Annotated in this window: 14 protein-coding genes and 2 pseudogenes; 11 read left to right on the top strand and 5 right to left on the bottom strand. The window is 66.6% G+C overall.

Translation table 11 applies throughout. The features are described from left to right. Positions 1–426: 426 nt before the first annotated feature. The 5 genes and pseudogenes from KME82_RS12330 (at position 427) to ligD (ending at position 10,075) form a co-directional block, all read left to right on the top strand. Entirely contained in the window at positions 427–4,866 is a 4,440-nt protein-coding gene (locus tag KME82_RS12330) for a DEAD/DEAH box helicase (protein ID WP_215498762.1), read from the top strand. Between the two features lie 742 nt (positions 4,867–5,608). Next, positions 5,609–5,896, top strand: coding sequence for a hypothetical protein (locus KME82_RS12335; protein WP_215498763.1), 288 nt, complete (start codon positions 5,609–5,611; stop codon positions 5,894–5,896). Beyond that, positions 5,893–6,279 (top strand): annotated as a pseudogene (locus KME82_RS12340) (low affinity iron permease family protein); the annotation flags it as partial. The gene KME82_RS12335 and the pseudogene KME82_RS12340, both read left to right, overlap by 4 nt. Before the next feature lie 119 nt (positions 6,280–6,398). Beyond that, the gene (locus tag KME82_RS12345; protein ID WP_215498765.1) at positions 6,399–7,298 is read left to right on the top strand and encodes a Ku protein; all 900 of its coding nucleotides are present in this window, start codon (positions 6,399–6,401) and stop codon (positions 7,296–7,298) included. Between the two features lie 35 nt (positions 7,299–7,333). After that, a complete protein-coding gene (ligD, locus tag KME82_RS12350) occupies positions 7,334–10,075 on the top strand; it encodes a DNA ligase D (protein ID WP_215498766.1) in 2,742 nt (913 codons plus the stop codon). Between the two features lie 168 nt (positions 10,076–10,243). Here the strand turns inward: ligD and KME82_RS12355 are convergent, their stop codons facing one another. Beyond that, positions 10,244–10,771, bottom strand: a complete 528-nt coding sequence (locus tag KME82_RS12355; RefSeq protein WP_215498767.1) for an MgtC/SapB family protein — start codon at positions 10,769–10,771, stop codon at positions 10,244–10,246. Positions 10,772–10,994: 223 nt separating this feature from the next. Here KME82_RS12355 and KME82_RS12360 point away from each other — a divergent pair. From KME82_RS12360 to KME82_RS12380, 5 genes and pseudogenes are all read left to right on the top strand, one after another. Beyond that, positions 10,995–11,165 (top strand): annotated as a pseudogene (locus tag KME82_RS12360) (HupB); the annotation flags it as partial. 106 nt (positions 11,166–11,271) lie between these two features. Next, positions 11,272–11,646 (top strand): BON domain-containing protein, encoded by a 375-nt coding sequence (locus KME82_RS12365; RefSeq protein WP_215498769.1) that lies wholly within the window; start codon positions 11,272–11,274, stop codon positions 11,644–11,646. Positions 11,647–11,815: 169 nt separating this feature from the next. Beyond that, complete coding sequence (locus KME82_RS12370; protein WP_215498770.1) at positions 11,816–12,136, top strand: DUF3247 family protein; 321 nt, start codon at positions 11,816–11,818, stop codon at positions 12,134–12,136. A 63-nt stretch (positions 12,137–12,199) separates the two neighbouring features. Continuing rightward, entirely contained in the window at positions 12,200–12,823 is a 624-nt protein-coding gene (locus tag KME82_RS12375) for a GIY-YIG nuclease family protein (RefSeq protein ID WP_215498771.1), read from the top strand. A 42-nt stretch (positions 12,824–12,865) separates the two neighbouring features. Continuing rightward, positions 12,866–13,057 (top strand): hypothetical protein, encoded by a 192-nt coding sequence (locus KME82_RS12380; RefSeq protein ID WP_215498772.1) that lies wholly within the window; start codon positions 12,866–12,868, stop codon positions 13,055–13,057. A gap of 271 nt (positions 13,058–13,328) precedes the next feature. Here KME82_RS12380 and KME82_RS12385 read toward each other — a convergent pair whose 3' ends face one another. Both KME82_RS12385 and KME82_RS12390 read right to left on the bottom strand, forming a co-directional pair. Further along, positions 13,329–13,907, bottom strand: coding sequence for an alpha-ketoglutarate-dependent dioxygenase AlkB (locus KME82_RS12385; protein WP_215498773.1), 579 nt, complete (start codon positions 13,905–13,907; stop codon positions 13,329–13,331). A gap of 91 nt (positions 13,908–13,998) precedes the next feature. Continuing rightward, positions 13,999–15,279 carry an MFS transporter gene (locus KME82_RS12390; protein WP_215498774.1) on the bottom strand — a complete coding sequence of 427 codons (1,281 nt, stop codon included), beginning with the start codon at positions 15,277–15,279 and terminating at the stop codon, positions 13,999–14,001. 161 nt (positions 15,280–15,440) lie between these two features. On the opposite strand from KME82_RS12390, the gene KME82_RS12395 reads away from it, so the two are divergent. Continuing rightward, positions 15,441–16,274, top strand: a complete 834-nt coding sequence (locus KME82_RS12395) for an AraC family transcriptional regulator (protein ID WP_215498775.1) — start codon at positions 15,441–15,443, stop codon at positions 16,272–16,274. Between the two features lie 281 nt (positions 16,275–16,555). On the opposite strand, the gene KME82_RS12400 is transcribed toward KME82_RS12395, so the two are convergent. Both KME82_RS12400 and KME82_RS12405 read right to left on the bottom strand, forming a co-directional pair. Continuing rightward, positions 16,556–17,251 carry an alpha/beta fold hydrolase gene (locus tag KME82_RS12400; RefSeq protein WP_215498776.1) on the bottom strand — a complete coding sequence of 232 codons (696 nt, stop codon included), beginning with the start codon at positions 17,249–17,251 and terminating at the stop codon, positions 16,556–16,558. A gap of 940 nt (positions 17,252–18,191) precedes the next feature. Next, complete coding sequence (locus KME82_RS12405; RefSeq protein WP_215498777.1) at positions 18,192–20,552, bottom strand: isoamylase; 2,361 nt, start codon at positions 20,550–20,552, stop codon at positions 18,192–18,194. Positions 20,553–20,698: the final 146 nt, after the last annotated feature.

The following is a 20,698-nucleotide window of genomic DNA, read 5'->3' on the forward strand; positions in this document are numbered from 1 at the left end:
CGATGCCGGGCAGGTTGGGGGTTCCCATGATGGTAAGGTCAAGCTTGGGGCTGGGAGGTGAGCGGGAGGGCCGATCGACCGCTCGGGCGCCGTGGTTCTGACGCCTGAGTGGCGCCGCAGGCCGCCAGTTCGCGGTCGCGGCTCGCGCCGCTCCTACTGGGGGCGGCCGCGGCTTCGTTTCTCCCTGTAGGAGCGGCGTGAGCCGCGACGTCGCCATCGCAACTGCGTCGTAAGCAAGAAGACGCGTCGGTCGCGGTCATCACCAACAAGGCGGCCTATTCACAAAGCAGCGCCTCCCCCCATCGCCGTGAACAATTCAGTCGCACACACTGAGACACGCCGCCCGCACGCTAGCCAATGCCACAATCGCCCCCATCTACGAACGGTCCCCAGTCACCGCTCCCAATCGGCAGGCCGTCCCCGCTCATGGTGCTAGACGATTTCCATCCCGCCGTCGCCGCCTGGTTCGGCGCGACGTTTCCGGCGCCGACCCAGGCGCAGGTGCTGGCGTGGCCGAACATCCGCGCCGGGCGCAACACCCTGGTCGCCGCGCCGACCGGTTCGGGCAAGACCCTGACCGCGTTCCTGGCCGCGATCGACGAACTGGTGCGCGAAGGGCTCGAACACGGATTGCGCGACGAAACCGCGGTGGTCTACGTCTCGCCGCTGAAGGCGCTGTCCAACGACATCCATCTGAACCTGGAAGCGCCGCTGGCCGGCATCGCCGAGCACCTGCAGCGCATGGGCCTGGCCGACCCCGGCATCCGTACCGCGGTGCGCACCGGCGATACGCCCGCAGGCGAACGCGTGGCGATGCGCAAGCGGCCGCCGCACATCCTGGTGACCACGCCCGAGTCGCTGTACGTGCTGATGGGTTCGGAATCCGGGCGCGCCATGCTGTCGACCGTGCGCTCGGTCATCGTCGATGAAATCCATGCCGTTGCCGACGACAAGCGCGGCAGCCATCTGAGCCTGACCCTGGAACGCCTGCGCGGCCTGTGTCCCAAACCGCCGCTGCGGATCGGCCTGTCGGCGACGCAGAAACCGATCATCGAAGTCGCGCGTTTCCTGGTCGGCAGCGACGCGGTCGATGCCGACGGCCAACCCGATTGCGCGATCGTCGACATCGGCTACGCCAAGCAGCGCGATCTCGCCCTGGAGCTGCCGGGCTCGCCGCTGTCGGCGGTGATGTCGCACGAGCAATGGGACGAGGTCTACCAACGGCTGGCCGCATTGGTCGGCGAACACCGCACCACGCTGGTGTTCGTCAACACCCGGCGCATGGCCGAACGCGCCGCGCGCCATCTCGCCGACCGGCTCGGCAAGGACGTGGTCGCCGCGCACCACGGCAGCCTGTCGCGCGAACTGCGCCTGGACGCCGAACAGCGGCTCAAGAGCGGACAGTTGCGGGTGCTGGTCGCGACCGCGTCGCTGGAACTGGGCATCGACATCGGCGATGTCGACCTGGTCTGCCAGCTCGGTTCGCCGCGCGCGATCGCCGCCTTCCTGCAACGCGTCGGTCGCGCCGGCCACCATGTCGGCGGCGTGCCGAAGGGCCGCCTGTTCCCGCAGTCGCGCGACGACCTGGTCGAATGCGCGGCGCTGCTCGACAGCGTGCGTCGCGGCGAACTCGATGCGCTGCAGATTCCGTCCGCGCCGCTGGACGTGCTGGCGCAGCAGATCGTCGCCGAAGTGGCCGCGCAGGAGTGCAGCGAGGACGAGTTGTACGCGCTGGTGCGCGGCGCCTGGCCGTATGCGCAACTGCAGCGTAAGGACTTCGATGCGGTCGTGCGCATGCTCGCCGACGGTTTCACCACCCGGCGCGGCCCGCGCGCGGCCTACATCCATCGCGACGCGGTCAACGCGCGGCTGCGCGCGCGTCGCGGCAGCCGCATGACCGCGGTGATGTCGGGCGGCACCATCCCCGACACCGGCGATTACTCGGTCGTGCTGGAGCCGGAAAACCACACGATCGGCAACGTCAACGAAGACTTCGCGATCGAAAGCCTGGCCGGCGACGTGTTCCAGCTCGGCAACGCCAGCTATCGCATCCTGCGGGTCGAGCCGGGGCGGGTGCGGGTCGAGGACGCGCAGGGCCAGCCGCCGAACATCCCGTTCTGGCTCGGCGAAGCGCCCGGCCGCAGCGACGAACTGTCGGCCAGCGTGTCGCGCCTGCGCGGCGCGGTCGATGCCTTGTTGGGCGAGACCGCCGGTCCGTCCGGCGCGATCGATGCCGGCGGCGCCGCGCGCAAGCTCAGCGAACAAATCGATATCGATCCGGAAAGCGCGCTGCAAGTGGTCGACTACCTGGGCCGCACCCGTCAGGCGCTCGGCATCGTGCCGACCCAGGACAGTCTGGTGTTCGAGCGGTTCTTCGACGAATCCGGCGGCACCCAGCTGGTGATCCATTCGCCCTACGGCAGCCGCATCAATCGCGCCTGGGGCTTGGCGCTGCGCAAGCGCTTCTGCCGCAAGTTCAATTTCGAACTGCAGGCCGCCGCGACCGAGGACGCGATCGTGCTGTCGCTGTCGACCAGCCACAGCTTCCCGCTCGAAGATGTCGCGCGCTATCTGCATTCGGCCTCGGCCCTGGATGTACTGACCCAGGCCTTGCTCGATGCGCCGTTGTTCGCGGTGCGCTGGCGCTGGAACGCGACCACCTCGTTGGCGTTGCCGCGTTTCGTCGGCGGGCGCAAGGTCGCGCCGCAGTTGCAGCGGATGAAGAGCGAGGATCTGCTGGCGACGGTGTTTCCCGATCAGGTCGCGTGCGCGGAAAACCTGGTCGGCGAGCGCGAAGTGCCCGACCATCCGCTGGTCGAACAGACCCTGCAGGACTGCTTGTACGAAGCGATGGACAGCGCCGGCTGGCTGCGCATGCTGCGACGCCTGGAAGCGGGCGAGGTGCGGGTGATCGGGCGCGACGTGACCGGTCCGTCGCCGATCGCGGCCGAGGCGCTTAACGCCAAGCCGTACGCCTTCCTCGACGATGCGCCGCTGGAGGAACGTCGCACTCAGGCGGTGATGGCGCGGCGTTACGCCGAAGCCGACAGCGCCGATGACCTCGGCCGGCTCGACCTGGAAGCGATCGACGCGGTGCGCGCCGAGGCCTGGCCGGAAGCGCGCGATCCCGATGAAATGCACGAAGCGCTGATGGGGCTGGGTTTCGTCACTGCTGACGAAGCAACGGCCAACACCTGGACCGATTGGCTCAGCGCGCTGGCCGCCGCCGGCCGCGCCACCGCCTTGCGCCTGCACGCCGAGGACGCGTCGCCGTCGTGGTGGGTCGCGACCGAAACCCTGCCGCAAGCCCGCGCAATGTTCGCTCAGGCCGTGGCCGAACCCGCAGTCGAGGTGCCGCGCGAATACGCGCAAGTGCAGTGGAGCGCCGAGGACGCGCTGATCGACCTGCTGCGCTCGCGCCTGACCGGGCTGGGCCCGACCACGATCGGCGCATTGGCGCGCGACAGCCGCCGCGAAGCGGCCGAAATCGAACTCGCCTTGCTGCGCCTGGAGCAGGAAGGCTATGTGATGCGCGGGCGCTTCAGCCGCGCCAGCCTGCTCGCCGGCGAAGAGGAATGGTGCGAACGCCATCTGCTCGCGCGTATCCATCGCTACACGGTCGGGCGCCTGCGCCGCGAGATCGAACCGGTCGCGCCACGCGACTACGCGCGCTTCTTGTTCGACTGGCAGCACCTGTCCAAGCCCACCCGCATGAGCGGCCCGCAGGCGCTGCGCACGGTGCTGGAACAGCTCGAAGGCTTTGAAGCGCCGGCTTCGGTGTGGGAAAGCGAACTGCTGCCGGCGCGCATCGGCGACTACGATTCGGCCTGGCTCGACGAGCTGTGTACCGCCGGCCGCGTGACCTGGGCGCGGCTGCGTCCGAACGCCGGCGGCACCGACCCGGCCGCGCCGCAAGGCGTGCCGAGCGTGCGCCAGACCCCGATCGTGCTGCTGCCGCGTCGCGCCCTGGCCGACTGGAGCCTGAGCGCGGTGCGCAACACCGATCCGGCGCCGGTGTCCTCGCGCGCGCAGCGCGTGCTGGCCGCACTGGAAACGCGTGGCGCCTCGTTCTTCGACGAACTCGAACACTCCGCGCACCTGCTGCGCACCGAACTGGAAGAAGCGCTCGGCGAACTGGTGACCCGCGGCCGCATCACCTGCGACAGCTTCGCCGGCCTGCGCGCCTTGCTGGTGCCGCCGTCCAAGCGCGCCTCGGCGCACGGCAGCCGCCGACGCCGGGCGATGCTGACCGATCTGCAGGACGCCGGACGCTGGTCGCTGACCCGGCCACTCGACGCGTCGGCCGAGCCGACGACCGCGACGCCGGCGCAGGCCGCGGCGCGCAGCACCGAGGCGACCGAACACATCGCCTGGCGCCTGCTCGAACGCTACGGCGTGGTGTTCTGGCGATTGATCCAGCGCGAGGCGGCGTGGCTGCCGCCGTGGCGCGATCTGCTGCGGGTGTACCGGCGCCTGGAAGCGCGCGGCGAAATCCGCGGCGGCCGTTTCATCGCCGGCATGACCGGCGAACAGTACGCGCTGCCCGATGCGGTCAACGCCTTGCGCCAGGTTCGCCAGCGCGAGCACAGCGGCGAAGTGATCTGCATTTCCGCCGCCGATCCGCTGAACCTCACCGGCAGCGTGCTCGCCGGCGCCAAGGTGCCGCGCATTCCCGGCGCGCGCATCGCGTTTCGCGACGGCGTCGCGGTGGCGAGCCTGCTGGCCGGGCAGGTCGAGGAGATCGAAGCCTTACCGGCGGACGCGCAACGCGAGGTGCATCGCCTGTTGATGCGCCGGCCCGGCAGCGCCGCGGCGGCGGTGGAGTCGACGGTCGACGAGGTGTTGCGCAACCTGGGTCGGATTTAGTCCGATCCGATCGCGTTGCGCATCTGTCGCTTGGCGATATCGCGATGCTGCATCACCGCGTCTCATCACCGCGTCTCATCGTCGCGCGTCGTCGCAAGCGCGGCGTCGCTTCGCGCAGCGCACGCACTCGTTCGCGCCTTGCCCCGTTCGAACGGCATGAATAGGTGCCGATCCGACCAACGGTGCGAGCCGCATTCATCGGCATCGACGCGCTCGATCGCGTGAATATCACTCGTGCGACGAGTTAAGCGCGCGTGTTCGATGGATGAATCTCGGGTTAGGCGCGTGTCTGTCAGCTTCGGCGTTTCGTTCGTGTGAGCGCGGCGTGTTTCGTCGACGCAGCACTTCGGAAGTGCGTCACAGTTAGCGACTGAATGCTTCATCGCTGCCGCGTTACGGCGTTCTCAGCCCCAGGCAGCTTGATGAACGAAAGCGCAATCGTGCGCTAACGCACTGACACAATCTTCGCGCGTCCCGGTGGCAAGGTACGGCACACACCGATCCGCGCAGCGCGTCACCGATGTCGCCGATCCAGCGAACATCGCGCGCTTCTCGCGATCACATGCAGCCGTCAACCGCCTGCGCTCCCGCTCGCCAAGAGGATTCGATCATGCCCATAGACAGCTACCGAACCAGCGATTCCGAATCACTCGCTTTGAACACCGTGGCCCATGCCTCCGCCGACGCTTCGTGCATCGCCGCCGGACCTTCGCTTTCGGTCTTGGCGCATGACGTCGTCGACATGGATTCGGAGCTGCTTTATTGGCGCGGCCAGTACCGCGTCCTGGTCGACCGGCCGGGCCTGCGTTACAGCGATTACGAACCGGCGGTGAAACTCGGCCTCGACGCCTACATGCGCTCGCACGGCCGTGGCTTCCGCGAAATGGAAGACGACCTGATCCGTTGCTACAAGCGCGTGCGTGGCGTATCGAAACTGGACTGGGACGAGGCGCGGCCGATGGTCGAGGCGGCCTGGCATCGCCTGGAACAACGCGATCGCCTGCGGCCGCGCGGCAGCCACCACGCATGAGCCTGCGCCACGCCTTCGAGCGCGGCGCGAAGGCCGCGGCGCGGTTCACCGGCCATCCGACCTGCTTCGGGCTCGCGGTCGGCGTGGTGGTGGTGTGGGTGGTGTCGGGTCCCTTGTTCGGTTTCAGCGATACCTGGCAGCTGGTGATCAACACCGGCACCACCATCATCACCTTCCTGATGGTGTTCCTGATCCAGAACTCGCAGAACCGCGATTCCGCCGCGGTGCAGATCAAGCTAGACGAACTGATCCGCGCGGTGCGCCGCGCCGACAACACCTTGCTGGATATGGAGGAACTCGACGAGGCCACGCTGGAACAGTTCCGCAATCGCTACGAAGCGCTGGCGAAAAAGGCGCGCGACGGCGGGGCGAGGGCGGCCTGCGAGGATCCTTCGTTCGGCATGGACGACGATGACGCTAGCGATCCGTCGCGGTCCGATCGGCAAGGCGCCGACACGCACGAGCGCGATCGCCGCTCCAATCCCCAAGACGAGGTTTGACCATGGCCCGCCCGATCTGGACCGGAACCCTGTCGTTCGGCCTGCTCAACATCCCGGTCAAGCTGATGACCGGCGAGCGCCGCGTCGACCTGCATTTCCGCATGCTCGACAGCCGCAACAAGGCGCCGATCCGCTACGAGCGGGTCAACGAGGAAACCGGCGAGGAAGTGCCGTGGAAGGAGATCGTCAAGGCATTCGAATACGACAAGGGCAGCTATGTGGTGATCGAGGAGGCCGACATCGCCGCGGCCTCGCCGGACAACAAGGAGAGCGTCGACATCGACACCTTCGTCGATGCCGATTCGATCGGGGCCGAGTTCTATGAAAAGCCCTACATCCTCGAGCCGGGCAAGAAGGCCGAGAAAGGCTACGTGCTGCTGCGCGAGGTGCTCAAGCGCAGCGGCAAGGTCGGGATCGGCCGGGTGGTGATCCGCACCCGCGAATACCTGGCCGCGGTGATGCCGCACGGGGAAGCGCTGTTGCTGATGATCCTGCGCTACGCCCAGGAACTGGTCGATCCGTCCGACTACAAACTGCCCGAAGGTGGCTTGGCGAAATGGAAGATCTCGCCGCGCGAGATCGAAATGGCCGAGCAGCTGATCAAGTCGATGAGCAGCCAGTGGCAGCCTGAAGGCTACAAGGACGATTTCCGCCAGCGCCTGCACAAGGTGATCGAGCAGCGGGTCAAGTCGAAGAAGGTGGTGCGCGGCAAGGACAGCGACGAAGCAAAACTGCCCGAGAACGCCGCGACCAACGTCATCGACTTCGCCGAACTGCTCAAGCGCAGCCTGAGCAAGAAGGGCGGCGACACTGCGGCGACCGCCAAGAAAACCGCAAAGAAGACGGCGAAGAAAACCGCCGGCAAGGCGCCGGCCAAGAAACGCGCACGCAAGTCGGCTTGATAGATGGCTAGCGTCGACCGACTGGACCGGCGCCGATGAGCCTGCGCGACTACGTACGCAAACGCCGACTCGACGCGACCCCGGAACCCGGGGTCGAGCGGACAGGCGCTAAAGCGGGCGCCAAATCGCGGCGTACCCGCGCGCCGCCGATCTTCGTGGTGCAACTGCATCAGGCCCGAGCCCGCCATTACGACTTCCGCCTGGAAGCCGACGGCGTGCTGAAGAGCTGGGCGGTGCCCAAGGGCCCGTCGTTGCGCGCCGGCGAGCGTCGGCTGGCGGTCGAGGTCGAGGACCATCCGCTCGACTACGCGGGTTTCGAAGGCGACATCCCGCAAGGCCACTACGGCGCGGGCCATGTCGATATCTTCGACCGCGGCACCTGGCAAAGCGACGGCGACGCGCTGGAGCAGATCGCCGCCGGCAAGCTGGATTTCGAACTCGACGGCGAGCGCTTGCACGGCCGTTTCACCCTGGTGCGGACGAAACCTTCGGGCAGGCAGCGGCAATGGCTGCTGATCAAGCGCAGCGACGAGCATGTGCGCGACAGCGATGCCGATGCGATGGTCGAGGCGACGGGCGCCGGTCTCGACGCGACCGGCGGTTCTGCGCGCTCGCGCGGCGCGGCGCGGGCAACGGCGAAAACCACGAAGACAACGCAAGCGACTGCGCGGGCCGCGAAAAAATCGGCCGCGAAAGCAATCAAGAAAAAACCGTCGGCGTCCATCGCTGGGGGTGCGAAGGCCGACTCCGGTTCGAAAAGATCGGTCGCGAAGGGATCGGCGGCAAGCACGGACTGGCGCAAGCAAGCGCTGGCCTTGGCGGGCGCGGTGGCGACCGCGATGCCGCAACAGATCGAGCTGCAACTGGCGAGTTTGCGCGAGCATCCGCCGGTCGGCGGCGATTGGCTGCACGAGATCAAATGGGACGGCTATCGCCTGGTCGCCTATCGCCAGCGCAGCACTCGTCTGGAATCGCGCAATGGCCTCGACTGGACCCGACGTTTCCCCGCCCTGACCGAGGCGGTGAGCGCGTTGCCGCTGCGCAGCGCGATCCTGGACGGCGAGCTGATCGCGCAGGATCGCGCCGGCCACAGCGATTTCGGCGAACTGCAGCGGCGGCTCGAAGCCGGACGGGTCGATGCACTGCGTTACGTCGTGTTCGACCTGCTGTACCTCGACGGGATCGACCTGCGCGGCGCCGCGCAGTCGGCGCGCCGCGATCTGCTGCGCGAGGTATTGGCCGCGGGCGAAGCCTCGCCGCTGGCCTTCAGCGAGCACGTGCAAGGCCCGGCCGACCAGGTGCTCGCGGCGAGCGCCCGGGCCGGGCTGGAAGGCATCATCAGCAAGCGCGCCGATGCGCCGTACCGCGGCGGCCGCAGTCAGGCCTGGATCAAGCTCAAGCACAAGGCCGACGAGGAATTCATCGTGGTCGGCTACACGCCGCCGAAGAACAGCCGGCAGGGCTTCGGTTCGTTGTTGCTCGCCCGTCCGCAGAACGGTGGCCTGGTGTATGTCGGCCGGGTCGGCAGCGGGTTCAACGACGACACCTTGCGCAGTCTGACCCGGCGCCTGCGTGGCTTGCACACCGAGCAGGCCGCGGTCGAGTTGCCCGAGCATGTTCCGTTTTCGCGGCGCAGCGTGCATTGGGTCGAACCCCAACTCGTGATCGACGTGCATTCGCGCGGCCGCGGCAAGGAAGGTCTGATTCGCCAGGCCAGTTTCGCGCGGTTGCGCGAGGACAAGAGCGCCGCCGATCTGAGTGCCGCGCCCGCGAGCGCAGGCGCGGGTAAGGGCAAGGACCGCATCGGACGGACATCCGCCGCGGCTGCCGATCTGCGCACCAGAGCGGGTAAAAAGTCCACCGCGCAGTTGCCGGTGAAGTCATCCGCGAAAGCAGCAACCGCCGAGGAGCAGGGCATGTCCGAACAACGCATCACCCATCCCGAGCGCATCGTGTTTCCGGATGCGAACATCAGCAAGGGCGAGGTCGCCGACTACTACCGCGCGGTCGAACGCTGGCTGTTGCCGGAGCTGGTCGATCGCCCGGTGTCGCTGCTGCGTTGTCCCGACGGCATCGGTTCGCAGTGCTTCTTCCACAAGCATCACAGCGACGGCTTCGGTCCCGACGTGCATCCGGTGAGCCTGCGCGAATCCGCGGGCCAGGCCGACTACGTCTATGTCGACGATATCCAGGGCGTGCTGGCGCTGGTGCAGATGAATACCCTGGAGTTCCATCCCTGGGGCGCGCGGCGCGACAAGCCGGACCAGCCCGATCGGCTGATCTTCGATCTCGATCCGGCCGAAGGCATCGCCTGGAGCGAACTCAAGCGCGCCGCGCGCGACGTGCGCGATCGCCTGGCCGAGATCGGCCTGGACAGCTGGGTGCGTCTGTCCGGCGGCAAGGGCGCGCATGTGTGCGTTCCGATCCAGCGTGGGCCGGACTGGCCGCAGGTCAAGGCCTTCTGCGAAGCCTTCGCCGACGCGATGGTGGAAAACTCGCCGCTGCGCTATGTCGCCACCGCGTCCAAGGCAGTGCGCAAGGACCGCATCTTCATCGACTGGCTGCGCAATGCGCGTGGCGCGACCAGCGTGACCGGCTGGTCGCTGCGCGCGCGCGAGGGCGCGCCGGTGGCGATGCCGCTGCGCTGGGACGAATTCGCGCGCAGCCGCGCGTCGACCGACTTCGATCTGCATAAGGCCCTGCGCCGGGCGAAGCGGCTGCGTAGCGATCCCTGGGAAGGCTACGCCTCAAGCAGGCAACGACTGCCCAAGCTCTAACAGTCACGCGTAGTACGAAATCGTCGGGATATCTGACCTCCAGCCCACCCCATCGCCAAATCTCTCCGCTTCTCCCGCTCTGCTTCGCTCCCTCTCCCGCTTGCGGGAGAGGGCCGGGGTGAGGGCACCCGCGATACGCAATCATCAAGTCGCGCCGATCACCGCGCGTTACTCGCCGCGCCGGCCCCGAGTCTGATCGGATGGCGCATCGCCATCACCCTCGGCCCGCGCTGGCGTCATGCGCTTGATCCCGAAGCGGCGCTCGCTCCAGTTCAACACCGTCAACACCAGCAAGGTCAGCACCGCCGCGGCGACGGCGAGGACGTGATAACGCAGGCCGGTGCAGGCGCCGATCACCGCGACCATCAGCAGCGAGGCCGCGGTGGTGATACCGGCGACATCGCGGCCGCCGCGCCAGGCGAAGATGGTGCCCGCACCGATGAACGCCACGCCGCCGATCACTGCCTCGACCAGACGCATCGGGTCCATGGTGATCATGAAGGGCAGGCGGAAACGCGGGTCCATCATCACCAGCTGGCCCATGCCGACCAGCAGCGACGAGGCGCCGGCCACCAGCATGTGCGTGCGGAATCCGGCCGGCCGATTCTTGAGTTCGCGTTCGAAACCGATCGCGCCGCCGAGCACCATCGCGTACGCGGCGCCGCCGACCACCCATAACTGATCCATAAGTTGCATGAATGCGCTCCGCCCGATCGTCGATAGCAGATTCATGGATAACGGCGGCGTCGTTACTCGAATGTGACCGCGCCTGCGTTCGATGAAGGCTTGTTCGCTGAAGGATTCATCGTGACGCGACGACGATGAACCGCACACCTCGCGCTAACACCGTACTGGCCTGCTCTTAACTTGTGCCCGCGTAGGTTCGGTGGCGTACCCACAGGCTCCAGGGAGAGCGACCATGCCACGCGGCGACAAATCCTCGTATACCGACAAGCAAAAGCGTCAGGCCGAGCACATCGAACAAGGCTATCGGGAGCAAGGGGTGTCCAAGCAGCAAGCCGAAGAGCGGGCATGGCGCACGGTCAACAAACACGATCACGGCGGCAAGAAGTCGGGATCCGGACGCAAGACGCATCACTGACTGCACCAAGCGCAAGCTGTCGCGCCACCGGTGTAAGCACCACCCAGCGACACCTTTCGAGACCCACGCGTCTCAGCCAATGAGGAATACCCCGATGAAGAACAACACGACAAACTCCATCCGCATCGCTACCGCCGTGCTCGCCCTGGCCCTGTCGGGCGGCGCCTTCGCGCAGAGCGCGGGCACCCCGACCGGCAGCGATCCGGCGATGGACGCGGCGAAGAACGACTCGGCGCAGCCGGTCAGCGACACCTGGATCACCACCAAGGTCAAGACCGAACTGCTGGCGTCCAGCGAGGTATCGGGCACCGACATCAAGGTCGAAACCGTCAACGGCGTGGTCAAGCTGTCGGGCGCCGCGAGCAAGGCCCAGGCCGAGAAGGCCAAGTCGATCGCGCACAACATCGACGGCGTCAAGAGCGTCGACACCAGCGGCCTGATGGCGGGCGCCAAGAGCGCCAAGAAGTAAGTCGCTCGACCTAATGTCCTGAGCGCCGGCGCGTGAACTGTTGTTGCGCGCCGGCGCGTCTGGACGGTGATCGTTTCAGCGATAGTCGCTTCAGCAGTACGTTCGCTCAGCATGCGTGCAGCGAAATGGGCAGGCCGGAATCCTCCGGTCTGCCCGCGGAGAATCTGCGATGACCCAGACAGCCGATCGCGTCTACACCGACCCCGCCGATATCGAGCGACTGCGCGGGTTGATCGAGCGATTGCCGGACGCGGGCCTGGTCGACATCGAGCTGATCGACGGAAGCCGCCAGTCCTCGGTCGTGACCGTGCGTCCGAGCCTGCAGACCTTTCTCGATGGCGACGGCAACGAAGGCGTCAACGCGGTGGTGCGGCTGGACGATCCTGATCTCGCCAACGGCAGCCGTTATCTGTGGGTCGACGAGATTCTCGACATCCGCCCCATCCATTCCGACGAACGCACGTTCGCGCAACCGCCGCGGCGGCCGTGAGGGGCGAGCGACGGCGCGGCGCCGAACTCGGCCGCTGAGACGCCGCCGCGCGATCATGCCGGCATGTCGTTCCTGCGCACCAGCGATCCAGATACCGGCCCGGGTTGCAGCGAGGGCGTCTGCCATGTCTATGTGTTGCCGTGTGCGTACGAGGATCTGCTCAAGCTGGGGTTCTCGCGCAATCCCTTGTCGCGCGCGCAGGCGCTGCAGGCGCGCTATTTCGAATTCTTCGACCTGGATCGCGCCTTCCTGATCCAGACCGAGACCGTGCGCGATGCGCGCGACCTGGAGCTTCGCCTTCGCCACGCGCTGCTCGAACACAACGCCCCGGCGCCGTTGACGGTTCGCCGCGAAGCCGGCGGACACGGCGAGTGGTATCGCGGCGCCTACGGGGCATTGGCCGAACAGGCCGACGTGCTTGAGGCGCAGGGGTATCCGCTGCATCGTCCGGCGCGCGGCTGGTTCACGCGCGAACTGGCGGCGCAGGGCGATCAGTTGTTCGAACGCGCCTCGATGCTGCTGGCGCAGCTGCAGGGCGATCTGGATTGGCTGCGGCGCCCGGAGCTGGGTTCCATGCGGCGCAATCTGCTCGACGCGTTAGACGCGCATACCGCGCTGGAGATCGACCTGGAGCCGCGCCTGCCACAGGCATTGCTGGACTGGTACCGCGGCGATCGGCCGGCGTAGCGCGCCGAACCGCGGTCGCCTCATTCATTGGAGCCTACGACCATGACCCCACTCGACCGACCCTTGCGACGCGAAGTGGAGATCGACGGCAAACCCTACACGCTGGTCCTCGATCCCGACGGCTTGAGGCTCAATGCCAAGGGCCACCGAAAAGGATTGGCGTTGAGCTGGACCGATCTGGTATCCGGCGATGCGGCGCTGGCGGTGGCCCTGCAGGCGTCGACGGCGGATTGACAGCGCCGGGTGTTCGGCTGCGCCGAAGTAATGCACAGCCTGGTTCGCGGAATACCGGCCTGGAGGTGCGCCCCGCCCAACACAGTCACGACTTGCAGGGCGTTTGCTCTTGCCCGTCATCCGCGCGTAGGCGGGGATCCAGAGACTTCAGCGTCTTGTCGCGGTCAGGTGCGGCGATCGCTAGCGGCCTGGCGAGCTGATCGAAAGGCATCAGGGCCGAAGCTCCTCCCACAAAAGACCTCGTGGCGACGCGGTTCGCGCAGGGCCAGGATCAAAACCTGCGCACCCGAAACGCCAGGCTGATGCGCGGGTCGCAGACGCCGGGGGCCTTGGGAATGCCGTGATCGTAGTGGAATTGCGAGGCGTGGCTCATCACCACCAGGCTGCCGGCTTCCAGTTGCATATGCCAGCATTCGCGCGGCTCGCGCTTGGCGCGGACGGTCATGCGCCGGGTCGCGCCGAGCGACAGCACCGCGATCGGCTGTCCGGGCGCGAGGTTATGCACCTTGTCGTTGTGCGGCGCGACGCTGTCGTGGCCGTCGCGATACAGATTCAAACCGACGCTGTTGAACGGCGCGTCCAGCACCTGCGCGACCCGCTGCGCGGTGTCGGCCAGCAACGGCGGCAACACGTCCTGATCGAGACGGTAGCTGGCCATGCGCCGCGGCACTTCGACCAGGCGCTCGTACATCATGCGTTGCTGCGAGGTCCACGCGGCGTGGGTCAGCAGGATATCGAACAGGCGTTCGCACCAATCCGCATCGAACACGCCGGGCAGATAGCGCAGGCCGCCCTCGGCGTCGAGCACCGGTTGCTGCGGTTCGCTGTCGAAGAAGGAAGCCTGATGCATGCGCCATCGTGCCCGGCGGTAATCCCGGTATCTGAGATTCGAGGTATGGGCATGCGCGCGGCTTGCAAGCCGCGCGTCGCGATCGGCGCATTCAGGCCGGATGCTTCTCCAGCTTCGGCAGGAACCACGCCATCAAACCGATCGCCGGCAGGTAGGCGCACAGGCCGTAGACCGCTTCGATGCCGATGTGGTCGGCCAGCTGGCCCAAGGCCGCCGCGCCCAGCCCGCCCATGCCGAAGGCGAAGCCGAAAAACAGGCCGGCGATCATGCCGGTGCGGCCGGGGATCAGTTCCTGCGCGTACACCAGGATCGCCGCGAACGCCGACGACAGCACCAGCCCGATCACCACCGTCAGCACCGTGGTCCACAGCAGGTTGGCGTGCGGCAGCATCAGGGTGAACGGCAACACGCCGAGGATCGAAAACCAGATCACGTAGCGGCGGCCGATGCGGTCGCCGATCGGGCCGCCGAGCAAGGTGCCGGCGGCGACCGCGCCGAGGAATACGAACAGGTGCAGCTGCGCATCGCGCGCGGCCAGATGGAATTTCTCCATCAGGTAGAAGGTGTAGTAACTCGACAGGCTGGCCATGTAGAAATACTTGGAAAAGATCAGCACGCCGAGCACCGCCAGGGTCATGGCGATGGTCTTGCGTGGCAAGCTCGGCCGCGCGACCGCATGCGCGCGCGCCTTGCGGTGGGCCGGGATCTGTTCGCGATACCACAGGCCGATGCGGCTGAGGATCACGATCGCGGCGAGCGCGGCGAACGCGAACCAGGCGACGCTGCCCTGGCCGCGCGGCATGACGATGTAGGCCGCGAGCAACGGCCCCAGCGCCGAACCGACGTTGCCGCCGACCTGGAACAGCGACTGCGCCAGGCCATGGCGTCCGCCGGAGGCCATGCGCGCGACCCGCGAGGATTCGGGATGGAACACCGACGAGCCCGAACCGACCAGGGCCGCGGCCAGCAGCAACATCGGAAACGTCGTAGCGCGCGACAGCAACAGCAGGCCGGTCAGGGTGAAGCCCATGCCGATCGCCAGCGAGTAGGGCATCGGGCGCTTGTCGGTGTAGATGCCGACCAGCGGCTGCAGCAACGAGGCGGTGACCTGGAAGGTCAGGGTGATCAGGCCGATCTGGCCGAAATCGAGTTGGAAGGTTTGCTTGAGCAGCGGGTACAGCGCCGGCAGCAGCGACTGGATCATGTCGTTGAGCAGGTGACAGACGCTGAGCATCGCCAGGATCGGCAAAGCGATCTTGTTGGCGGTTTCGGCGGCCGGCGCGGGCGCGGCTTCGAACGGCGGAACGTGGGCGGGCGTCGGCGCGTCGACGAGGTCGGACGTTGCCGCGGCGGGGGCATCCAGGGTGGTCATGGGCGGGGGCCAGGAGAGAGCGGGGCTGCGCTGGGCGACCGTTGCGGGCGAGGGCGCTGAAGTTGCCGTCGCCGTCGAGGTGCCTGCTGCGCCGACCAGTAGACGCCGCCGCGACACTGCCCGCACTATCATTCAGGTCAACAATCTGCGAGATCGGGCCAATGCGCAACGTCCAGGCGACCCTTGCCGACCAATTGCCGGGCCGTATCGTCGCGACCTCGAACGAATACCCCAGCCACCATCGCATCGCCCGCCACAAGCATCGGCGCTCGCAACTGCTGTACGCCGCGCACGGGATCATGGTGGTCGGCACCGAGACCGGGCGCTGGATCGTGCCGCCCGAGCGCGCGGCCTGGGTTCCGTCCGGGATGGCGCACGACGTGCATGTGCTGGCGCAGATCAGCACGCGCAGCATCTACATCGAACCGGAGGTCAGCGGCGCGCTGCCGCGCGATTGCCGGGTGATCGGGGTGTCGCCGCTGATGCGGCAGCTGCTGCTGGAAACGCTGGACCTGCCGTTGCAGAGCGAGTCCGGCAGCGGCTCGCGTCCGGACTTGATCTACTCGTTGATCGTGCATGAGATCGAACGCGCGCCGGTGTTGCCGCTGGACATTCCGTTTCCGGCCGATCCGCGCCTGGCCAAGCGTTGCCGCGCCTATCTGGCGCATCCGTCGCCGCACGACAGCATCGACGACTGGTGCGCGGATCTGGCGATGAGCCGGCGCACCTTCACTCGACGCTTTCGCGCCGAAACCGGAACCAGTTTCGCCCAGTGGTGCCGGCAGGCGGCGATCTTCGCGGCCTTACCGCGGCTGGCTGCGGGCGAGGCGATCACCGCGTTGGCGCTGGACCTGGGTTACGAGAGCGCGTCGGCGTTCACCACCATGTTCAAGCGGCTGATCGGGATGCCGCCGAGCCGGTATCTGGCGGTGTCGAACCCGATGCGGGACGTGGCGGTGCCGATGCGGGCGACGATGCGGGGGTTGGATGGGTGAGGTTGGATAGCGTGTTATCGCGGTTTTCAGCGAAATCGTCGTGGTGCGCGGTAGCGCGCGACATGGTGGTTGCGTCGATGTCGCGGATTCGCGGTCGCGGCTCGCGCCGCTCCTGCAGGTAGGCCATGCGGCTTTTGCCTGAAGTCAGATTTCATTGCCAGCGCTGCGAGGCTTCGAGCTCAAGCTAAAGCCGCATGGCCTACCTGTAGGAGCGGCGCAAGCCGCGACCGCGAACCAGCGGCCACGACGCCAACCGCATTACCTCGTAAAGACCAACGACCTCACCCCACCGTCGCCTTCGCCGCCTCCTCGATCAAAGCGAACACCTCGCGCGGATGCGACGCCAACGAGGCATGGCTGGAATCCAGGGTGATGGTCTTCTTCGCACCGATATGCGCGGCCATCTCGGCCTGGGTGGCCGGCGGAATCATGTGATCCTGGCTCGACACCTGGTACCAACTGGGCTTGGCCTTCCACGCCGGCGCACCGGCTGCGTCGGCGAAGCAACGACCGGCGATCGGCTTTTGCGCCACCGCCATCACCAGCGCTTCGCTCTCGTCGAGATCGGCGCTGAAGTTGGCGTGGAAACCGTCCTGGGTCAGCCACAGGAAGCCGTCCTGATCGGGACGGATGATCGCCGCACCGGCGGGCGCCTCGCGGCGGCCGAAGATGCCGCCGAGGCTGTCGCCTTCATCGGGCGCGAACGCGGCGATATAGACCAGTGCGACCACGTTGGCGGCATGGCCGGCGCCGCTGATCACCGCGCCGCCGTAGGAATGCCCCACCAGGATCGTCGGCCCGTCCTGGGCTTCGGCCAGGCGCCGGGTGCGGTCGATGTCGTCGGCCAGTGAAGTCAGCGGGTTCTGCACGGCCTTGACCGGATAACCGGCCTGATGCAGCAGGGGAATCACATGCCGCCAATGCGAGCCGTCGCCCCAGGCGCCGTGGACGAGAACGATGGTGGGTTTGCTGGACATGAGGGAACTCCTTGGGTGCGTGGAGGCGGGGCGCCCAACGTAGCGCCGGGGGTGTCATGGCGGTGTTACAGCGGGGTGGGCGAGTGAGGTTCGCTCACTTCTGTTTGCCGGAAGCCGCGGGAATAGACACGCGGCGTTCCTTGTTGACGTCATTCCCGCGAGGGTAGGAATCCAGGGACTCAAGCGTCATCCCGCCATGACGTCATTCCCGCGAACGCGGGAATCCAGTGACTTCAGCGTCATGCTGTTAGGTCGTCATTCCCGCGAAGGCTGGCTTTGCTTTTCTTCGGAATAGCCGAACATCCTGAGGCTTCAGCGCCATCCCACCAGAACGTCATTCCCGCGAACGCGGGAATCCAGTGACTTCAGCGTCATGTCGTTAGGTTGTCATTTCCGCGAAGGCTGGCTTTGCTTTTCTTCGGCAGAGCCGAACATCCTGAGGCTTCAGCGTCATCCCACCAGAACGTCATTCCCGCGAACGCGGGAATCCAGTGGCTTCAGCGTCATGTCGTTGGGTTGTCATTTCCGCGAAGGCCGGCTTTGCTTTTCTTCGGTAGAGCCGAACATCCAGAGGCTTCAGCGCCACCCCACCAGAACGTCATTCCCGCGAAGGCGGGAATCCAGTGACTTCAAGCGTTCTCGCACGAAAGGCACTGGATTCCCGCCTTCGCGGGAATGACGAATTTAGGTGTCGTGCTGAAGCCCTGGACGATTCTCGGTTACCGGTTACCCGACAACCGACAACTGAAACCCAATGCCCAATTCCTGACCTCCAACGTCCAACGTCCAACGTCCAACGTTCTAGGTTCTAGGTTCTAGGTTCTAGGTTCTAGGTTCTAGGTCCAAGGTTCCAGGTCCAAGGTTCCAGGTGCAACCTCCAACCTCCAACCTCCAACCTCCAACCTCCAACCCCTAACTCCTAACTCCTAACCCCTAACTCCTACCTCCTAACCCCTAACGCCAACCCAATACCCCCGCCCTTGGCAACCAACACCAACACCGACCGCCCCTGCATCCCATACGTCGTATTCTCCCCGCCGATCAACGTCTCGCTGCCCGGCAAGGCCACCGTATTCGGACCCTCGTTCCACGTCGCCGTATCCGTCACCCGATACCACTGCTTGCCGTTGCCCGCCCACGGCAGGACGAAATTCACCGGGCCCGACCAGCCGTTGTAGGCGACATAGATCGCGCTCGCGCTGTCGCCGAACTCGCTGCCGTCGATGCGCCACGCCAGCGCATGATTATCGCTGCCGTTGAAATACGCGCTGTCGGCCTGCGCGCCGTCGGGCTTGAACCAGCGCAGCTGCTCCATGACGTTGCCGTTGTTGTCCACGCCGGAATAGAACCCGGCCGGACGCAGCGCCGGATGCGCCTTGCGGAACGCGATCATGCGCTTGGTGTAGGTTTCGTGGTCGGCCTCGATGCTGCTGCGCGTCCAGTACAGCCAGTTCGCCGCCGAGTCCAGGTTGTAGGTGTTGTTGTTGCCGAACTGAGTGCGCAGCGCTTCGTCGCCGCCGGTCATCATCGGCACGCCGGCGCTGAGCATCACGAAGGCCAGCCCGGTGCGCGCGGCCTTGCGCTGTTCGGCGACCACGCCGCCCTGGTTCCAGCTGAGGTTGTGGTCTTCGCCGCCGTCGGACGGGCCGTACGGCCAGGGCTGGTTGTTCTGCTTGCTGTCGTAGGCATACAGATCGTTCAAGGTGAAGCCGTCGTGGGCGACCATGAAGTTGATCGAATGCCAGGGCTTGCGGCCATCGTCGCCGTACAGATCGCTGGAACCGGAAAAACGCGAGGCCAGCGTGCCGGGCGTGACCACTTCGACCCCGAGCTTGTTCTGCTTCTTGCGCAGCGCGTCGCGGTACAAGCCGTTCCACTCGGCCCAGCCGGCTGGGAAATTGCCGACCTGATACGAATTGCCGCCGATCGCCCACGGCTCGGCGATCAGGTCGATGCCGGCGCCGCCGCCGGCCGCGCGCGGCGGCAGTTCGGCGCTGATGCGATTGAGCGCGTTGCCGCTGTCGGTCTTGTCGAAGTTGAAACAGCCGTGCTGGCAGCTGTTGCCGAGCACCGAGGCCAGATCGAAACGGAAACCGTCCACGCCGAGCGTATCGCGCCAGTAGGCCAGCGAATCGACGATCAGGTTCTGCGCGATCGGATGGCGGGTGTTGTAGTTGCCGCCGACGCCGGTGTTGTCCCACGGATGCTGGAAATCACTGCTGAGCGAGTAATACGCCGGATTGTCGAGACCGCGGAACGACAGCAGGTTGTACACGGTCAGGCCGTCGGTTCCGCCCCAGGCGCCGCCTTCGCCGGTGTGGTTGTAGACCACGTCGATATAGACCTTGATGCCGGCGTCGTGGAACGCCTTGACCATCGCCTTCCATTCGCGGGTCGGGCCGCCGACGCTCTTGTCGAAGGCGTAGCGGCGATCGGGCGCAAAATAGTTCAGGGTCATGTAGCCCCAGTAATTGTCGTCCGTGGTCGAGTTGGGATCGACATCGTTCTGGTCGTTCTGGGTTTCCTGCACCGGCAGGAATTCCACCGCGGTCACGCCGAGCGCGGCCAGCGCCGCGGCCTTGCGCGCGGCGCCGAGGTAGGTGCCGCGTTCGGCGGCGGGCACGCTGGCGTCGTTGCGGGTCAGGCCGCGCACATGCACTTCGTAGATCACCTCGTCCTTGAGCGCGCGCGTAGGCTTGCTGCCGAACGACGTGGTGTCGGCCAGCAAGGCCACGCTCTTGCTCGCGCAGGCGCCGCTGTCCTTGTTGCGATGGGTCGCGCCGCTGGCGTAGATGGTGCCGTCGGTGCAGGCGGCGGTGTTCGGGTCCTGGCTGATCTCGCGCGCATATGGGTCGATCAGCAGTTTGTTCGGATTGAAGCGGTTGCCGGCGCTGTCGACATCGCTGACGAAACCGCTGCCGCTGCCCTTGGTCCAGGCCGCGTTGTACGGCCAGTTAGGCCCCCAGGCGCGATAGCCGTAGTAGACCGTGCCGGTGATGCCGTAGCTGTTCTTGATCGTCGTCACCGCGACCGACTTCGACCACACCTGGCTGGCCGCGTCCTTGGTCATCACCAGCTTGGCGACTTCCTGCGCGCCCGATGGCGTCTTGTACAGCCACACTTCGATCCGGGTGGCGCGCGAGGAATACACGCGGAAGTCGAGATTGGCCTGGCCCGCGTCGTAGCGCGCGCCCAGTTGCTGGCTGTCGATGGCGGCCTGCGCCGCGCCCGCGTGCAGACCCAGCAGCGATGCGAGCATCCATCCGGCGGCCATGATCCATGCGTGTTTGGCAGTGTGCATCGCACTGAGTTCCGCTGCGCGCCCGGCGTGGCGCGCGATCGACTCTACGGCGTAGCCGCAGCGCACCATGGAGCGCTGCAATCGTATTCAATGGCCGATTGCGTGATCGGCGGCGGTGTTGGGCGACGCGATGCGCCGCGAGACGC

It is taken from the genome of Lysobacter capsici (assembly GCF_018732085.1).
GTDB classification, from domain to species: domain Bacteria; phylum Pseudomonadota; class Gammaproteobacteria; order Xanthomonadales; family Xanthomonadaceae; genus Lysobacter; species Lysobacter capsici_A.